This is a genomic window from Slackia equolifaciens (assembly GCF_003725995.1).
Taxonomy (GTDB): Bacteria; Actinomycetota; Coriobacteriia; order Coriobacteriales; family Eggerthellaceae; genus Slackia; species Slackia equolifaciens.
The window spans coordinates 61700-80028 of sequence record NZ_QIBX01000003.1 but is presented as its reverse complement, the minus strand read 5'-3'; the positions used below and the strand labels follow the sequence as shown (position 1 = coordinate 80028).

The 18329-nt window shown below is 59.1% G+C and carries 15 protein-coding genes; 3 read left to right on the top strand and 12 right to left on the bottom strand.

Features of this window, described 5'->3' with window-relative positions; genetic code table 11:
• Window positions 1-22: 22 nt before the first annotated feature.
• Window positions 23-1063 carry a putrescine carbamoyltransferase gene (gene ptcA / locus DMP06_RS03165; protein WP_123208295.1) on the bottom strand — a complete coding sequence of 347 codons (1041 nt, stop codon included), beginning with the start codon at window positions 1061-1063 and terminating at the stop codon, window positions 23-25.
• A 372-nt stretch (window positions 1064-1435) separates the two neighbouring features.
• Between ptcA and DMP06_RS03160 the strand changes: the two genes are divergently transcribed.
• The 3 genes from DMP06_RS03160 to DMP06_RS03150 all read left to right on the top strand — a co-directional run bounded on the left by DMP06_RS03160 (window position 1436) and on the right by DMP06_RS03150 (window position 6100).
• Window positions 1436-2407: a helix-turn-helix transcriptional regulator gene (locus DMP06_RS03160; RefSeq protein ID WP_245962352.1), complete on the top strand. Its 972-nt coding sequence runs from the start codon at window positions 1436-1438 to the stop codon at window positions 2405-2407.
• Between the two features lie 162 nt (window positions 2408-2569).
• Window positions 2570-4999: a cation:proton antiporter gene (locus DMP06_RS03155; protein ID WP_123208294.1), complete on the top strand. Its 2430-nt coding sequence runs from the start codon at window positions 2570-2572 to the stop codon at window positions 4997-4999.
• Window positions 5000-5176: 177 nt separating this feature from the next.
• Window positions 5177-6100 (top strand): AEC family transporter, encoded by a 924-nt coding sequence (locus DMP06_RS03150; RefSeq protein WP_123208293.1) that lies wholly within the window; start codon window positions 5177-5179, stop codon window positions 6098-6100.
• 105 nt (window positions 6101-6205) lie between these two features.
• Here DMP06_RS03150 and DMP06_RS03145 read toward each other — a convergent pair whose 3' ends face one another.
• The 11 genes from DMP06_RS03145 to rpsP all read right to left on the bottom strand — a co-directional run bounded on the left by DMP06_RS03145 (window position 6206) and on the right by rpsP (window position 18239).
• Window positions 6206-7489, bottom strand: a complete 1284-nt coding sequence (locus DMP06_RS03145) for a rhomboid family intramembrane serine protease (RefSeq protein WP_123208292.1) — start codon at window positions 7487-7489, stop codon at window positions 6206-6208.
• A gap of 105 nt (window positions 7490-7594) precedes the next feature.
• Window positions 7595-8794, bottom strand: a complete 1200-nt coding sequence (locus DMP06_RS03140) for a rhomboid family intramembrane serine protease (protein WP_161957801.1) — start codon at window positions 8792-8794, stop codon at window positions 7595-7597.
• A gap of 117 nt (window positions 8795-8911) precedes the next feature.
• On the bottom strand, window positions 8912-11632 hold the full coding sequence (ppdK, locus tag DMP06_RS03135) for a pyruvate, phosphate dikinase (RefSeq protein ID WP_123208290.1): 2721 nt from the start codon (window positions 11630-11632) through the stop codon (window positions 8912-8914).
• A 64-nt stretch (window positions 11633-11696) separates the two neighbouring features.
• Window positions 11697-12608: a pyruvate, water dikinase regulatory protein gene (locus tag DMP06_RS03130; RefSeq protein WP_123208289.1), complete on the bottom strand. Its 912-nt coding sequence runs from the start codon at window positions 12606-12608 to the stop codon at window positions 11697-11699.
• A 113-nt stretch (window positions 12609-12721) separates the two neighbouring features.
• Window positions 12722-14809, bottom strand: coding sequence for a glycine--tRNA ligase subunit beta (gene glyS / locus DMP06_RS03125; RefSeq protein ID WP_123208288.1), 2088 nt, complete (start codon window positions 14807-14809; stop codon window positions 12722-12724).
• A 1-nt stretch (window position 14810) separates the two neighbouring features.
• Window positions 14811-15725 carry a glycine--tRNA ligase subunit alpha gene (locus tag DMP06_RS03120; RefSeq protein ID WP_123208287.1) on the bottom strand — a complete coding sequence of 305 codons (915 nt, stop codon included), beginning with the start codon at window positions 15723-15725 and terminating at the stop codon, window positions 14811-14813.
• A 2-nt stretch (window positions 15726-15727) separates the two neighbouring features.
• Entirely contained in the window at window positions 15728-16297 is a 570-nt protein-coding gene (lepB, locus tag DMP06_RS03115; protein ID WP_123208286.1) for a signal peptidase I, read from the bottom strand.
• Window positions 16298-16392: 95 nt separating this feature from the next.
• A complete protein-coding gene (gene trmD, locus DMP06_RS03110) occupies window positions 16393-17133 on the bottom strand; it encodes a tRNA (guanosine(37)-N1)-methyltransferase TrmD (RefSeq protein WP_123208285.1) in 741 nt (246 codons plus the stop codon).
• A gap of 53 nt (window positions 17134-17186) precedes the next feature.
• Window positions 17187-17732 carry a ribosome maturation factor RimM gene (rimM, locus tag DMP06_RS03105; RefSeq protein WP_123208284.1) on the bottom strand — a complete coding sequence of 182 codons (546 nt, stop codon included), beginning with the start codon at window positions 17730-17732 and terminating at the stop codon, window positions 17187-17189.
• A 4-nt stretch (window positions 17733-17736) separates the two neighbouring features.
• Window positions 17737-17991, bottom strand: coding sequence for a KH domain-containing protein (locus DMP06_RS03100; RefSeq protein WP_123208283.1), 255 nt, complete (start codon window positions 17989-17991; stop codon window positions 17737-17739).
• 2 nt (window positions 17992-17993) lie between these two features.
• Window positions 17994-18239 carry a 30S ribosomal protein S16 gene (gene rpsP, locus DMP06_RS03095; RefSeq protein ID WP_123208282.1) on the bottom strand — a complete coding sequence of 82 codons (246 nt, stop codon included), beginning with the start codon at window positions 18237-18239 and terminating at the stop codon, window positions 17994-17996.
• Window positions 18240-18329: the final 90 nt, after the last annotated feature.

The following is an 18329-nucleotide window of genomic DNA, read 5'->3' as shown; positions in this document are numbered from 1 at the left end:
CCGGTGCGTAACGGCGGGATCGTTACTTGCCGATTTTAGCAAGAACGGCGTTCATGCGCGCCTCGGCGGCGTCGGCGGCAGCGGCATCCTCCTCGGTCTTCGGGCAGAGGTACGCGAGAATCGCGCGGATGGAGTGCTCGCGGTTCTCGGCCTCGTCCCAGCACAGGGAGCGCGTGGGATGGTCCATGACCACGTCGACGACCTCCTCGCCGCGGGTGGCGGGCAGGCAGTGCATGAACTTGGAGTCGGGGGACGCGTAGTTCATCATGTCCATGGTGACCTGGTACTTGGGGTAGAACACGTCCATGTAGCTGGAGGCGCCCTCCTCGTCGTCGTAGAGGCCGTACCACACGTCGGTGTAGATGAAGTCGGCGCCCTTGATGCACTCGATGTCGTCGGAGATGGTGATGGTGCCGCCGGACTCCTCGCAGTTCTTCAGGCCGATGGCGAGCAGGTCGACGTCGGTGTCCACCTGCAGGCCGCCGTCGGTGATCTGGTGGCCCTTGGGGCCGAACTGCACGAAGTCCATGCCCATCTTGGAGGCGATGAACATGAGCGACACGCACACCTGGGTGGCGTCGCCGATGAAGGCCACCTTGCAGTCCTCGATCTTCTTGCCCTCGGGCAGGTTTTCGATCATGGTCAGCAGGTCGCCAAGCTCCTGGGTGGGGTGGTTGAACTCGGACATGCCGTTGATGACCGGGCAGGGGCTGTACTTGGCCAGGTTGGCGACGTCGGCGTGGCGGTTGACGCGGGCCATCAGGATGTCGACGAGGCGCCCCATGACGCGCGCGGAGTCCTCGATGGACTCGTGGCCGCCAAGCTGGATGGTGCCGGGGCCGTAGAACTGGGCGTGGCCGCCCAGGTCGGTCATGGCCGTCTCGAAGGAGATGCGCGTGCGCGTGGACACCTGCTGGAAGATCATGCCCAGGGTCTTGTTCTTGAGGACCTGCGGGTAGCGGCCGGCCTTCTTCATGGCCTTCATCGCCTGCGCGAGCTCGATCATGTCGAGGAGCTCTTCCTTGGTGAAGTCGTTGGTATCGATGTAATCCTTCACAGCCATGTCTTCCTCCTTGAAAGACTTGAAAAACCCTGCGGCACCTGTTCGCGCCGCCCTATGATTCGCACTATGGTTTCAGCCCCCCGGGTTCACAAGATAGATTGGAGTTCAGTTCTGCACGTTTAGAAGTTTATGGGAGGTCATTCAGCATCGTACGAGGCCAGGAAAGCGTTTCGGCGTTCTGCCGGCAATCCGTTTACGGCCATCTAAACTAAAATAAACCGCTCTGAACCCCAGCAGGAATGGTTTGCGCCTTATCCCATCGTGGTAAATTCGATGCAGAAGAGTATTATTGACATTCACAAACCACGAACTGACGGAACAGCGTCGCAACGCAATCCTGCGCATCTTGGAAAGTTGGAAAGGATCGGTTCCTTGGACGTCGCGTTTTATGCCTACACCATCGTCGTGATGCTCGTATGCATCGCTGCGTCAACGGCCGCCGTGTCGTCGTATGTGATCACGCGTAACCGGCTGTTTCTTTTCGCCGCAGGGGCGCTTTTTCTCTATTTCATCGATCTTGCGTTCATCTTTCAAACCGAATATGTAGATCACACGTCGCTGATGACCATCGAAGCTTACTATGGCGTGAAAAGCCCGGCGATAAAAGCCGTCCTTGCCATGGGCGTGCTTGAATTCATATGGCTTATCATCCTCGAATACACCGACAAGCGAAACGTCGCCCTTGCAGTGGTGCCGCCTCTCATCTTTCTTGCGGCAGATGCGCTCATCGTGTACGCGATGCCTGAAGGCAGGTTCATGCAGTGGTGCTTTTACAGCGTTCGCGAGGCGTTTCTCGTCTGGTGCTTGGCCTATTTCGTCTATCAGGAAAGAAAGAAAACGGTATCCCCCGTCATGGCGGCGCGCATCGGCAAGCACAAGCGGCTCGTCATCGCCTCGGCCGTCCTCATCGCGTTTATCGTTTGCGAGAACACGTTCATGATTTTGATATGGCAGCCCTCCTTCGGCGCCATGCAATCGATGCTGCCGCTGTTCTTCTCCGAGCGAAACGTGTCCGAGAACGTGCTGGTGCTGGTATTCGCCATCCTCGTGATACGACGCTGCATGGAAATACTTCGGCTGCGCCACATCGAGCCGCCGACGTCCATCGATTCCGAACAAGCGCGCTATGTTGAGACGGCTCTTAATTTGTACGGTCAGCGCCATTCCCTCACACGACGCGAGCGCGAGGTGCTCGAAGGCATCATCGAAGGAAAAGACTATCAGAACATCGCGAGCGATTTGCAGCTTGCGATAGGCACGGTAAAGTCGCACACCCATAACATCTTCCAGAAAACAGGGGTGAAAAGCCGACAAGAGCTGCTGCGCGACTTCTGGGGAAATTAGACATCGACGAACCTCTGCATTGAGAGGTTTCGCGCTTAGGGTTTGCTTTATGCGCGAAGTGGGCGATGAAGAGCGCATCGCGCGGTGCGCCTGCTACAATCGAGGTAAATCCGACCTATAACGTTCCCTTTACGTTCGCATGCAAGACGAGGAGACCCGCCTATGCATCATATTCCCCTGCTCATCACCGACCTCGCGCTGATTCTCACCGTGGCCGCCGCGGCCACCATCATCTGCCGTAAGCTCAAACAGCCGCTCGTTCTGGGCTACGTGGTGGCGGGCTTTCTAATCGGCCCTGCCGTAGACTGGTTTCCTAACGTGGCGGACTCCGAAGGCATCTCTACGTGGTCAGAAATCGGCGTTATCTTCCTGATGTTCGGCCTGGGCCTCGAGTTCAGCATCGTGCGACTGCTCAACGTGGGCAAAGCGGCCGTCATCACCGCCGTGACCGAGATGGCGCTCATGATAGCCGCCGGCATGCTGTGCGGAACAGCACTCGGATGGTCATTCTTCTCAAGCCTCTTCTTGGGCGGCATGTTGGCCATCTCATCCACCACGATTATCATCAAGGCCTTCGATGACCTTGGCCTCAAAGGCAAGAAGTTCACCGAGCTCGTGTTCGGCTCTCTGGTGGTGGAAGACATCATGGGCATCTTCATGATGGTCGTCCTGTCCACGATGGCGGTGAGCGCCAGCCTCGATGGCGGTGCCGTGGTGGTCGAACTGGGGCAGATGGCGCTCTATCTGGTTGCCTGGTTCGCCTTGAGCGTCATCTTCGTGCCCTCGCTACTCTCGCGCGTAGCCCACATCGTGTCCGACGAAATCCTGCTGGTGGCCTCGCTCGCGCTGTGCCTGTGCATGGTGGCGCTCGCAAACGCCATCGGCTTCTCGTCGGCCCTCGGCGCGTTCCTCGCGGGGTCAATCCTCGCAGGCACCGTGCAGGCCCATCGCATCGAGAGCCTATTCAAATCGGTGAAAGACCTCTTCGGAGCCGTGTTCTTCGTATCGGTGGGCATGCTGCTCTCGCCCGATGCCGTGATACAGAACGCTCCGGCCATCGTCGCTATCACGCTGGTCACGCTCCTCGGCAAGCCTGTGTTCACGTTCTTGGGCGCCATGCTTTCGGGACAGTCGCTCAAGACGTCGGTCAAATGCGGCATGAGCCTCTCACAGATCGGTGAGTTCTCGTTCATCATCGCCGCGCTCGGAGCATCGCTCGGCGTCACAGACGATTTTCTCTACCCCATCATCGTGGCCGTTTCCGTGATCACCACGCTCACGACCCCCGTTTACGTGAAGAACTCCGACAGGCTCTACCGCGCCCTTGCCAAGATTCTTCCCGGTAGAATTCTCGAACGCATCGATTCGTCATCTGACGAATCGAGCGGCGGCGAAGGATCATCGAGCTTATGGGCGAACCACACGAAACGCTGGACGCTGAAAGTGGTTCTCGTGGTGCTATCCGCCACGGCGTCGGTCGAGGTGTTGAAGAAAGTCATCGAGCCGCTTCTGGCCACGGCCATCCCTAACGAGGCGCTCAACTGGACCGTCATGGTGATCTGCGTGATTATCACGGGCCTGTTTATGTCGAACGTATTCCACGCCGACCGCACCACCGAGTTCAACGTGCTATGGATGAAAGACAAGAAAAACCATGTGCCCCTCACCGCTCTCACCATCGTCGGAGCTGTGATCTGCGTCGGGATGGTGTTCTTCATCGTGAATGCCTCCGGCGTCGGGCAGTCGCCTATCCCCTATTTGATCGCCCTTGTCGTGACCGGTGCGATGGCGGTGTCCAAACGCATCCATTCGCTGTTCATCAGGCTCGAAACAAGCTTCATCGGCAACCTCAACGAGAACATCATCGCAGAGAGGCGCGGCGCGCTCAGCGACGAAGAGCGCGAGACCTGGGTCAAACGCAACTTGTATGTGGTGGAGATAGAGGCAACCCGCATGCTTCATCGCCGCGAGGCCATTCCGCCGCTGGGCCTCTCGCCCCTGAAGAGCCTCGCCGGCACCCCGGTAGCAAAACAGCTGCCGCATGGCGAGCAGTCTGCCGACTTCATGTACGGGCTCGCTTATGGCCTCGACCTGATCGCGATCCAGCGAGGCGACCGCCGCATAGAATGCTCCACCCTCGCCAGGCTGACGAAGTCCGAACTCGCACGTCGCATCATCGACCCATCGGATCCCCTTTGCATCCAGGAAGGCGATGTGTTGACGTTCCTGGGCACTGAGGACGAGGCTGATGCCTATCTGCAGAGCCTTGTAGCTGACGGAGCGCTGGACGAGGAACAGGCGTACGGCATTTCGCTCGACGAGTATCTCGGCGGCAGGCCCGCCATTCCCGATGCGACGTGCTTCGCCATCGACGTTGACGCTTCATCGCCCCTTGCCGGCACGACCATCGCCGCATCGCAGCTCAAAGAGCGCTACGGCAGCCTCGTGGTGGCACTGCGCCATAACTGGCTGCTCAAGCTGCGGCCTCAACACAACATGCGCATCTCTGCAGGCGACCGCATCTGGCTCATGGGTAAGGCCGATCTGGCTGATCCGCTTATCAAACGTGAAGATGCCACCGTGCTCGAGTAATGCAGGGTCATAAACTGCCTAGGGGCACAGCGACCGTGCCCGCCTTCTACCGCACTTGTGTCGTTTTGCGCTCGATTCGCCGAGATTCTTTCAAACAGTGTGCAATTGGAGGAAGATGGGCGGGCTGCTCTTCAGGGCGGCTTGCGTGCAAAACCTATGACAATGGCGGAAGGAATCATGGAAGACGCGCTTATCAAAGTGGCGGCGTTCGTCGTCACCATCGTTGTCGGATATATCGCAGGACGAAGCGGCAAGCTGGGCAGTCGCCCCGGTGTGACGGTTTCGACCATCGTGTTCAACTTCACGCTGCCCTGTGCGGTCATCCATGCCTTCGGTGCCGCCGAGTTCGATACGTCTCTTCTGATTTTGGTGCCCATCGGGTTCGCTTGTGCGGCCGTCCCCTATCTGGTAACCACGCTCATCACGCTCAAGAAGCCTCGCGAAGAACGCGTGTTCCTGATGATGGGCGGCAATTCGTTCAATATCGGATGCTTCGCGCTGCCGTTCATCCAGACCGTATTCCCGGCACCTATGGCAGTGACCGCCTGCCTGTTTGACGCAGGAAATTCCGTCGTGGGCACGGGCGGCTCGTACGCCGTGACGGGCCTCATCGCCTCGGAGAAGCCCGTCGAGCATCCCGTCAAGTTCCTCGCCAAGCGTCTATTCAGCTCTGCCGCGTTCGATTGCTACGTGGTGCTCTTGGTGCTGGCCATTGCGGGCATCCGCATTCCTGAGCCCATCGTGACCTTCACCGAACCTATTGCAGGCGCCAACGCATGTCTCGCCATGCTCATGCTGGGCCTCATGCTCAGTCTGAGGGTGGATTCGCAGAAGCTGAAGCTCGTGGCGCAGGATATCGCCATCCGCGTGGTATTCAGCGCCATACTCACGGCGCTCGTTTGGGCTTTCTTGCCGTTCGATGCCACTACGAAAGCCGTGGTGTCCATCATGCTCTGGGCGCCTGCCACGGCAATCTCTACCACGTTCACGCTCTGGCTTGGCGGCGACGCAGGCCTGGCGGGCTTCGCCAACGCCATCACCATCGTGATCGGCGTAGTAGCCGCCGTGGTTATCCTGCTTACCACGGGCGTGATTGCATAAACGCAAATCCTCGTAGAAAGCAAGGCGTCGATTACGCATTCGTGCATCCTTATGCGTGGATGCACACGTATTGCTGCATGGAATACGTCATGATACCGTTGCCCCTCAGGTGAGCCACCAGCTTGTTACTCCTAACGGATTCTGCGCCAAGTCGGCAACGATGATGGGCTGAACGAATTCAATCCAATAGGCGAAAACCACAGCCATGGCCACAAGCCACAGTGCTGCAACAACCACGCGAACCGCAACGGGAATGGTAAATCCTTGTTTAATACGCTCCTCTAGCTTCAAATTAGGCATCATGAGCGCTGCTAGCACACCGCCGATCAATCCTCCTGCATGCGACGGAATGCCTTTATTTGTGCTTTCACCGAAGAAGAAGTAAACGGCAATTGGCCCGCCGATGCCGAGAAGGAAAGCCAAGAAGGCATAGCCGCAAAGAAAGCCATAGAGGGCTTCAGCATCTGTATTCGAAAGAGCGCGCGGGTTAACCACTCCGATTAGCAACGCCGCACCGGTCATGCCAAACGCCAAATCCGAAGCGCCGCCGCTGGCAAAGCTGAAATCGTTTGTGATAATAACCCCAAGAAGCTGAACGACGGTAGACGTCACGATGGAAACCGCCGTCGTTAAGACGAATCCCACCTTGCCGTACGCATATTCCACGAAGCAGCAAGTCGGAAAGAGCAGCAACAGGTTGACCGCAAGATGCTCAATGTCGGCATGCAGAAGCGATGATAAAAACATCCGGGGCCATTCTTCAGGAAGCAAAAAGGAGAACGGAGCAAACGCGCCCATTTCGTACATAACAGCAATAGAACTGGGGTCGGATGCGCCTGCACCTCCGCCAAGATGCACCTCGAGCGCGAACATGCCAATAAGAATGACGGCTGTAGCAATTGAGAACGAAAAGCGCCATAAAAACTTGAGCAAGCTAGTAAGCTCTGGTTCATGTTTCGGCCCCAACGGTTCACACGCGAAATCCCTAAGAGCCTTGAAGAATCCCTTCAAGACATCGCCGGCCGCATCGAAAACCGTCCAGCACGACGGCTTAGGCTTATTCTTTTGAAGCCATGCTTCGGCCTTCTCCGCAGCACGCACGGGGCGGTGGTTCAGCTTGATGCTTTTATCCATGAGGTCAAGACCGAGATTCGATGGACTCTTCGTCCCAGGAATGACCTTTTCCGATTCTGGAATCGTATCTTCATAATCCCGAAACGATTGAGCCGCTCTGTCCATGAGACCAATCGTGTAGAACAGCATAAGACGCGATTCTTCATATGCCCATTGCGCACCACGGCCTTTACGCATGGTTGAATCAGCGGCTTGAAGCGCAAGCTCAAAGAATGATTCCGATGATTCGTAGTCCAAGAAAATATCGTAATTCATCGACGGGTCCTCTTTCGATAACGCTGAAAAGCGGCAATGTGGAACGTGGGGGCCGCATCTGCACCAATATGCCGATGCAGGAGCGTTCCGCTTGCTCGCGCTCCATCATGCCCCCGCGAAAACATTGGGGCCTACAAGCAAATCGAACAGCGTGATAATGGGCGGATGCATCTCGTCACGTACCGGTTGAACACCCATATACCATGCGAAGAACGCGCCGATTGCCGCCATCCACGCGACGGCCGCCGCGATGCGCAACCAAATCGGCGTCTTCAAATCGCGCTTGGGAACCATGAGCGCCGCAATTGCACCTCCCAGCGCACCGCCAACGTGTGCGGTAATAGACACGTTGCTTTCGACGTCAGCAATCCAGCTCAAAAGAGAACCGTCACCCACAAATAGGAAGTACATCACCGTCCAGAACGCCGCAAGGTAGAACGCTTCAGGCACATAGCCCAGCGACTGCGCTTTCTTAGGATGGATGACAATCGCCACCAAACCGGCCGCAATCATGCCAAACGCCAGGTCGGATGCGCCGACAGAGATGATGTTCACGTTGCCGGTAACGTTCGCCACGCCGAGCGAGACCGCGGTGGACGTGACCATGGACGCAAACGCCACGAGAAGAAATCCGATTTTGCCGTATGCCATCTCGACAGCCATGAGCGCCGGGATAAGACAGATGAGGTTGTTCGCGATATGCGCCCCATCTGCATGCAAAAGCGACGGAAGGAAGATGCGCGGCCATTCGTCAGGGAGCACGAACAGCGCCGGATCGAATCCGCCCATGACGTAGAGCACATCCGATGGAACGCTACCAAGCATATTGGTTTCGGGGAAGGCGCCGCCCCCCTCTAGATATTTCTCCAGGAGGAACGTCGCCATGATGAGCACCACGGTGATGATTGAGAACAAGCAGGGCCAGATGGTGGTCGCGGCATCTCTGATACAGTCGCCAACGAATAGCATGAAGTCTTTGAACGTGGTTCTCTCCTGCGGATAAGAGGGCTCCGAATCAGCGAGCTCCTGCATATTCACAGAAGCCTCGTCGCCCTCGATTGCGGCGTTCACGCCCGCCCCACCAGTTAAGCGCCCCGATTCCTCAGAACGAGAGGGCGCATCGACAGAGCGTAATCCCTCATCTTGCGATCCCAACCGAGCATTCCGCCGTTCCAACGCCGCACGAAGCACTTCTCGCGCACAGGCATCCGCTTCAGGCGAACCGTTGCCCTCGCGGATAATCCTCTCGGCCTCCTCTTTGGCGCGCTGCATAATCTCATCAGAAGTTTCGTTATGCGACGCCATCGAAACCTCCTCCACCTTGCACATATATCAAGAAAGGCGACCCCTTCAGGTCGCCTTTCAAGAATATCACGTTACGTTGCGCGATTCGCCTTGGCAAGCGTTTTGCACAAGAGCGCGTTACTGCTTGTCGGCCAACGCCGCCTGAGCCGCAGCCAGACGCGCCAGCGGCACGCGGTACGGGCTGCAGGACACATAGTCCAGGCCGATCTTATGGAACGTCTTCACCGAATCAGGATCGCCGCCGTGCTCGCCGCATACGCCGCACACGATGTTCGGATTGCCCTCATGACCCAGCTCAACGCCCATCTTGACCAGCTTGGCAACGCCGGGGTCAACCGTAGCGAACGGGTTGTACGGCAGGATCTTCTGCGACAGGTACTGCGGGATGAACTCAGCCTCCACGTCGTCGCGGCTGAAGCCGAACGTGGTCTGGGTGAGGTCGTTGGTGCCGAAGCTGAAGAAGTCGGCCTTGGTGGCGATCTCGTCGGCGGTGACGGCCGCACGCGGCAGCTCGATCATGGTACCGATGGGAATCTCGAGCTCCACGCCCTCCTCCTCAGCGATCTCGGCGATGGCCTTCTCGGCATAGCCGCGCATGACCTCGAGCTCCTTCACGGTGGAAACAAGCGGGATCATGATCTCGGGCTTGGGATCGAAGCCCTCCTTCTTGAGCTTGGCCATGGCGGTAGCGATGGCACGCACCTGCATCTGGGGAAGGATGGGATACACGATACCCAGACGGCAGCCGCGCAGACCGAGCATCGGATTGGCCTCGCTCATTGCGTCGATCTGCTCCATGAGCTTGCGCTTCGCGGCAATCTCGGCCGCGTCTGCGCCGGTGGCTTCCATCTTTGCGATCTCGACATCGAGCGCACGGGGGCTCTCCAGGAACTCATGCAGCGGCGGATCGAGCAGGCGCACGATGACCGGCAGGCCGTCCATGGCCTTGAACATGCCGTAGAAATCGCCCGTCTGAGCCTCGAACAGGTCGTTCACGGCCTTCTCGCGAATCGCCTCATCCTCGTTGAGGATGAAGGTCTGGATGATTTGCTTGCGCTCGCCCAGGAACATGTGCTCGGTGCGGTCGAGGCCGATGCCCTGCGCGCCGAAGTCGCGGGAAAGCTGAGCGTCCTCGGGGTTGTCGGCGTTGGCGCGCACGCCCAGCGTGCGGAACTCGTCGGCCCACTCGAGAATGGTATCGAGGTCGCCGGAAAGCTCGGGCATGACCAAGTCGACAGCGCCCAACACCACAATACCGGTGGTACCGTCGAGAGAGATCATGTCGCCCTCATGAATCACGATGTCGGTGCCGGTGACGGCGGCTTCCTTCTTCTCGGCGTCGATCTTGAGCGCCTCAACGCCGCAGACGCAGGGAGCGCCCATGCCGCGAGCGATAACGGCAGCATGGCTGGTCTTGCCGCCATGGGAAGTCAGAATGCCCTCGGCGGCGATCATGCCGGCAAGGTCGTCGGGAGTGGTCTCCCAGCGCACGAGCACGCACTTGCGGCCCTCTTCGGCGGCCTTCACCGCATCGACGGCGGAGAACACGGCCTCACCCACTGCGGCGCCGGGGCTCGCATTGAGGCCCTTGGCCAGAACGTCGTACTCGGCGTCTTTGTCGAACTGCGGATGCAGCAGCTGGTCAAGCTGCTCGGGGTCGACGCGCATGACGGCCTCTTCCTTGGTGATGAGGCCGTCCTCCACCATGGAGATGGCGATGTGCAGAGCGGCGGCAGCGGTGCGCTTGCCTACGCGGGTCTGAAGCATCCACAGCTTGCCCTGCTCGATGGTGAACTCGATGTCGCACATGTCGCGGTAGTGGTTCTCCAGGATGGTGAACACGCCCTCGAGCTCACGACCGGCCTCCTGCAGGCCGTCCACATGCTTGAGCTCGGCGATGGGGCTCGTGTTGCGGATGCCTGCCACGACGTCTTCGCCCTGGGCGTTCACCAGGTAGTCGCCGTAGAACTCCTTCTCGCCATTGGCGGGGTTGCGGGTAAAGGCAACGCCGGTAGCGGAGGTTTCGCCCTTGTTGCCGAACACCATGGCCTGCACGTTGACGGCGGTGCCCAGGTCGTCGGCGATCTTGTTCTGCTTGCGATAGAGCGTGGCGCGCGGATTGTTCCAGCTGCCGAACACGGCCTCGATGGCGAGTTTCAGCTGCACATCGGGATCCTGGGGGAACTGAACCGTGCCGTCCACGACCAGATTCGGGTACCCCTCGGCAGAAACGTTCTCGGAGAAGATCTGCTTGAATTCGGCCACGAGCTCCTGCAGGTCTTCGGCGGTGAGCTCGGTGTCGCTCTTCACGCCGCGAGAAAGCTTCTTGGCGGTGATGGCGTTCTCGAACAGGTCGCCGTCCAGGCCCATAACCACGTTGGAGAACATCTGGATGAAGCGGCGATAGCTGTCCCACGAGAAACGCGGGTTTTCAGTATGCTTGATCAGGCCGTTGATGGACTGGTCATTGAGGCCAAGGTTCAAAACGGTATCCATCATGCCTGGCATGGACATGGGGGCGCCGGAACGAACGGACACGAGCAAGGGGTCTTCGGCATCGCCGATCTTCTTGCCGATGCGGCGCTCGAGGTCCAGACGGTACTCCTGGATGGTGTCCAGGGCGCCCTCGGGCCAGGTGTTGTCCGCATTGGCGTACTCCATGCAGGTTTGGCAGCTGATGGTGAATCCCGGAGGCACAGGCAGGCCGATAACGGCCATCTCGGCAAGGTTTGCGCCCTTGCCGCCCAGGATATACTTCATATCCTTGTTGCCCTCGGTAACGTTGTTGCCTTCTGCATCCTTACCGAATGCATAGACACGCTTGACGTCTGCAGCCACTGTCTTCTCCTTACACGATAGTTCCAACATACTGCACAGTCAGATTTTTCAATCCAAACGGGAATTATCCCTCAATTGCCGATTTCTGTACCGGATGAGCAAGCTCATAGTACCGCAAAATCTCCTGAGCGGTTTCTTCCACCGCCTTGTTTGAAGTGTTTATGACGATGCAGCCGATTTTTCTCATCAAGGCGCGAGCCTCCTCGAGGTCGCGATAGACCATCTCGGGGTCCGCATAACTCGATGCCACGGCCACCGCCTGTCGACCCGACCCGCCCAAGCGACGCTGGCGAATGCCCACGAGCACGTCCGCCGTGGTCATAAGACCGAACACGCGCGACGGGTCGCAGTCGAAGATTTCACGCGGGGGCTCGGTTCCCAGTGCGAGCGGCACATTCGCCACCTTGTAGCCCTCCATGCCCATATAAATGGAGATAGGAGTCTTCGAGGAGCGGGACACGCCCAGAAGGACGATGTCCGCGTCAGGCAGATCTTGCGGATTGCGGCCGTCGTCGTGCTCCACCGTGAACTCCATCGCAGCGATGCGCTTGAAGTAATGCTCGTCGGTGGTGCGCAGCAGGCCGGGATCGTTGAGCGGCTTCAATCCCGTAGCGGATTGAATCGCGTGGATGGGAGAGCTCATGATGTCCACCGGATGCATGCCGCGTTCGTAGCAAAAATCGCGTACGCGGGCGCGAAGGGCCGAATCCACCAGCGTGAAGAACACGAGCAGGTTTCCTGAGAGACCGAGCTCTATATGCTCCTGCTGATGCTTGGTCAGGTACGCGGCGATTTCTTCGAAATCACGCGCTTTGGGCAGAACCTCGATGTAGGGTTCCACCACGCCGAACTGTCCCGCGGCAGCGCGCGCGACCGCCGTGGCGGTGGCCCCCAAAGAGTCGCTGATGATGTGGATGGTTGGCAGAGGAGAATCGTTGTTCACGTGGGCGAATCCCCTCAGATCTGCAGCAGACATGCGTCCTCCAATTCCGAATAAGAAAAGGCCCGCCGGAAAGCGGGCCTTCACGGTGTTGAGCCTATTGTAACGTGGATGCTTGTCCGCCGCACGAATCAGAACGACGTGATGGGCTACTTTCCGAGCACGGCGAAATCAGCGATGTTGGCAAACACGCCCACAAAGCGATTGAGCAAACGCAGGCGGTTGTCGCGCAGCGCCGCATCGTCATCCATGACCTTCACGCGATCGAAGAACAGGTCGATCGGCTTGCGCAGCGAGGCGAGCTCAGCGATCACGCCGCCGAAATCGCCTTCGAACAAGGCGCGCTCCACGCGGCCCTCGGCCTGGACCACGGCGCAGAACAACGAATGCTCGACCTCGTTGATGAGCGATTCGTCCACATGGCTTCCCAGTTCGGCATTGCGCAGGTTGTTGGCGCGTGCATAGGCAGTCGCCAGATTGTCAAAGGTCTCCGCGTCGTTGGCCCGCGCATCTTCAAGCGCGTGGGCGAGGCAGAAGAAATCGGTGGGCACAGTGATGCTTCCCGCAGACACCGATGCCACCGTATCGGCGGAAAGACCCTCGTCGCGCGCCATCTGCTCCATACGGCCGTGGATGAATGAGCACACGGCACAGGCCACGGCATCCTCGTCGAAGGAAAGGCCCTGCTCGGCGTAAAGCTTGAGCGCTGCGCGCACAAGCGCCTCGTATCCGCAACCAAGACGTTCGCGCAGAATGTTAAGCACGCCGATGGCGCTGCGGCGCAATGCGAAGGGATCCTTGGAGCCGGTGGGCGGCTCGTCGATGGCGAACATGCCGACGATGGTATCCAGCTTATCAGCCACAGCCACCACGCAGCCTGCGTCGCCCTGCGGCAGCTCGTCGCCGGCGAAGCGCGGACGATAGTGGTCGCGAATGGCAGCGGCGACCTGGTCGTTCTCGCCCGCCGCCTTTGCGTAGTAACCGCCCATAACGCCCTGCTGGCTGGTGAATTCGATAACGGCGGAAGACACGAGGTCGGCCTTGGCAAGATGCGCCGCGCGACAGGCGTCTTCAGCGGTCTGCGCGTCGAGAGCCGCCTCTTCGGCGATCGCGGCAGCGAGCTTCTCTATGCGCTCGGACTTCTGCAGCACGCTGCCGAGCTTCTCCTGGAATGCTACGTTGGCAAGACGGCCGCGAAACTCTTCCAGAGGAATCTTGAGGTCCTCGTCGTAGAAGAACTTGGCGTCGTAGAGACGGGCGCGCACCACGCGCTCATTGCCGTCTATGATGGCATCGGCGCACTCGGGGCGGCCATTGCCAACCACCACGAACTCGCGCGTCAGATTGCCCTCGCTGTCGTAGATGGGGAAATAGCGCTGATTGGACAGCATGGATTCGCAGATGATCTCGTGCGGGACGTTCAGGAACACCTCGTCGAAGGTGCCCACCAGCACGCTCGGCCATTCGCAAAGATTTACCACCTCGTTGAGGACCTTCGCAGGCGTGTCAACATGCGCGCCGCCCCGCTGGTCCTCGATGGCCTTAATCCCCTCGGCGATCACCTCACGACGGCGCTCCTCGGTGAGCACGCCCGCGCTCTCAAGCACCTGTTCATACACGTCGGGGTTGGCGACAACATGATCGCCCGCCCCAAGAATGCGATGGCCACGCGTGGTGTTGCCGCTCGTCACATCAGCGTACTGCACAGGGATTACCTCTTCGCCCAGAAGGGCGCAGATCCACCTGATGGGACGCACGAATCCATCGTGGGTGGAACCCCAGCGCTGGCTGCGGTAATTGGGCCATTCGAGCTTGGCGATCACATCGTGGCAAATGCTGGAAAGCAGCGGAAGCGCGGGAGCCGCCGGAATATCCTTCTCGGCGAACACGTACTCGCGACCGTCGGTGTCTTCGCGGCGAACGAGCTCGGCGGCGGTCATGCCGCATTTACGCGCAAAGCCCTCAGCTGCTTTGGTGGGATTGCCGTCGCCGTCGAACGCGATGTTCGCAGCCGGTCCACGCTTGACATCGTGCACCGCTTCGGTCTGGATGGCCACGGCGGAGAGAACGGCAAGACGGCGCGGCGACGACACCACGCGCACCTCGCCGTGAGCGAGGCCGGCCGCATCGAGGCCGGCGCACATAAGCTTGGGGAGCTGCTTCACGGCGTTCATGAGGGGTGCCGAAGGCATCTCCTCCGTGCCTATTTCAAAGAGAAAACTGCGAGTTTCTGCCATGTTAGGCGACCTCCCCTTCCGAATCGTCTGCACCGGCGGCCTCCGCCAGGTACGCTTCGCAGCATGCCTTTGCGACAGCGCGCACACGAAGGATGTAGTTCGCGCGCTCGACGGCAGAAAGCGCGCCGCGGGCGTCAAGAAGGTTGAACGCGTGGCTGCACTTCATCACGCAGTCATAGGCGGGAAGCGGCAGCTTGGCCTTAAGGCAGCTATGGCATTCGCGTTCGTAATCGTCGAACTTCTGGCGCATCATGGGCACATCGGCAACTTCGAAGTTGTAGGCGCTGAACTCACGCTCGTTTTCGAGGAACACGTCGCCGTACGTCATAGGCGTGCCATCGGGCAGATAGCTCCATACCAGGTCGTATACGGAGGTGACGTTCTGCACGTACATGGCAAGGCGCTCCAGGCCGTAGGTGATTTCAACGGGAACGGGGTCGACTTCGATTCCACCCACCTGCTGGAAATAAGTGAACTGGGTGACCTCCATGCCATCCACCCAGACCTCCCAGCCAAGGCCCCAAGCACCGAGCGTCGGGCTCTCCCAGTCGTCTTCGACGAAGCGCACGTCATGATCGGCGGGGTCGAGTCCGATGGCCTTGAGCGAATCCAGATAGAGCTCCTGGGAGTTCTCGGGGCTGGGCTTGATCAGCACCTGGAACTGATAGTAATGCTGCATGCGGTTAGGGTTTTCGCCATAGCGACCGTCGGCCGGACGGCGGCAAGGCTGCGCATAGCAGGTACGCCACGGCTTAGGGCCGAGAGAACGCAGCGTGGTGGCGGTGTGGAAGGTTCCCGCACCGACCTCGGAGTCATACGGCTGCAGCACGACGCAGCCCTGTTCAGCCCAATAGCGCTGCAGCGTCAGGATGATGTCCTGAAACGTGGGCGCATCGGGAGCGACAGTGTGGCTCATAATCAAAGCACTCCTATGTGATCGAGGGGCCAATAGATCATAGCCGCCCGCCCGGAAACGGACGAGACGGGAATGGGACCGAAATAGCGGGAGTCAGCCGAGCTGGTGCGGTTGTCCCCCATCACCCAGATGTATCCATCCGGGACGGTATACGGATACGAAATATCAACGTCAGACGCGGTTTTGAGCGGTTCGCTGGGTTTACCCTGAGTATACGGTTCATCGAGCGGCTCGCCATCCACGTACACCACGCCGTCGATCAGATCGACCGTCTGGCCTCCGGTGGCGATGACGCGCTTGATGAGAGTGCGACCCGCGATCTCGGGGTCGTCGAACGTTACGATGTCGCCCTGTTCTATGTCGCGAAAATAATAGGTGATTTTCTCGGACCACACGTTGTCGCCCACCTCGATGGTGTCCTCCATGGAACCCGAGGGGATGGTGTAAGGGCACACGACGAAAGTCTGCACGAGCCACACAAGACCCACGATGACCACAATGTAGAACACCCAGGAGAGAAGCGAGCGCAGCGGACCCCGCGATTGCGTTGAGGCGTGTTGGCCGTAGCCCATGCGTAAAAAACCTTTCCATCTATTCCCCATGCGGCATCTTGCCCCATGGGAAATGCCGGCAGGCCGGCGAGACGATTCAAACAAAGAAGGCGCCCTTAGGCGCCCTCGCTTAAGTCGATGCCCAATGATAGCAAAAAAGCCCGTTCGGCTTGCGTCATATTGGCACACTCCAACAAATCCGGACGCAAATGCGCCGTCCTTTCGATGGATTGACGGCGACGCCATTCATCGATGCGCGCATGGTTGCCGGAAAGCAGAACGTCGGGAACCGCCATACCGCGATACTCGGCGGGCCTGGTGTATTGGGGGTACTCGAGAAGCCCGTCATAGAAGCTCTCGTCCACAGCGCTGCCCTCGTCGCCAAGCACGCCTGGCAAAAGCCTCACCACCGCGTCGATGACCACCATCGACGCGAGCTCGCCGGAAGTAAGCACGTAATCGCCCAGTGAGATGCATCGATCGGCAAGCGTATAGGCACGCTCATCGATACCTTCATAGTGACCGCAAATGAAAAGCAGGCGGCTCTTGTCGGCAAGCTCGGTAGCCACCCCCTGGTCGAAGGGCTGCCCGGTAGGAGTAAGAAAGATGGTGTAGGGAGCATCGCCCTGGGAGGCAATGTCGTCGTAAGCCTCGAAAATAGGTTCGCATTTCATGACCAGGCCCTGACCGCCGCCATAGGGCGCGTCATCAGTGGTGCGGTGGCGGTCATGCGTCCAATCACGCAAGTCGTGAGCGTGGAAATCCAGCGCCCCGCATGCCTGGGCGCGCTTCATGATGGACTCCCCCATCACCGAGTCATACATATGCGGGAAAGTGGAAAGCGTATCGATGCGCACGTGATGCACCTTTCAGCACGAAAAGATCGAGGCCGCACTTGGCGATAAGGCCATCAGGCTCCCTGGGTGGAGTTCAGCTCAAGCAGGCTTCGCGGCACGCTCACATGCACAATGCCCTCATCCTCATCGATACCGACGATGAACTCGTCGACGAAAGGAATCAACGCTTCACCTTGCGCACGCTCCACCACGAGAAGATCCTGCATGGGCATCTCGCGCACCTCCACCACAGGACCTAGCTCGCCGAGCGCTTCGTCTACCACGCGATATCCGCTCACATGGCCCGCATCGGCGCGAAGCAGTTCGTCGAAATCATCCGGCAGAAGCTCCCGTGCCACGAGGCAGTGGCTGCCCACGAGACGCTCAGCGGTATCGCGATCTGATACACCGGTAAAATCCACCAGATATTCGCCATCGCCTGCATGCTGAACGAACGACACGTGCACATGGCGCGGCCCTTCAAGCGTAGGCGGCACGAAGTCAACGGCAAGGCCCTCTTCGAGCAAAAAAGGAAGGCCGCGCACGCTTCGTGCGACGAACCTTCCCTTCAAACCTTGCGTTGCGATAAGTTCGGCCACGTCGGCCCAACGACGCGTCATGAAGCTAGTCCTCCACGAGCTCTACATCGACATCGGTGTAGTCAGCCGCAGCGGCGCGGGCGAGCACGCGAATGGACTTGATGACGCGACCCTGACGGCCGATGACCTTGCCGGCATCCTCGGGGGCTACCTTGATTTCAATCAGCTCGAGAGAGTCGTCGGCCACAGTGGACGTGACCTCAACGGCATCCTTATCCTCAACAAGGGGGACAACGATGCCACGAACGAGCTCTACGAGGTCGGGCGACGTCTGACCCATAGCTACTGGGCCTTCTTAGCGGTCTCGATCAGGCGCTTAACGGTATCGGTAGGCTGAGCGCCATTCTTGATCCACTGGTCGAGCTTCTCCATATCGAAGGAGATCTCAGAGGGATCGGTATTGGGGTTGTAGCGACCGATCTGCTCAATGAAGCGGCCGTCGCGAGGGCTGCGAGCGTCGGCGACGACAACGCGGTACACGGGGTGCTTCTTGGCGCCATGGCGGGCAAGGCGAATCTTAACTGCCATTGTATGGACTCCTTAATGTAAAACTTGCTTCAAAAAACATGCAAGGGAGCATGATATATCGTGTCCCTCGCATTTTCAAGCGTCCGACGA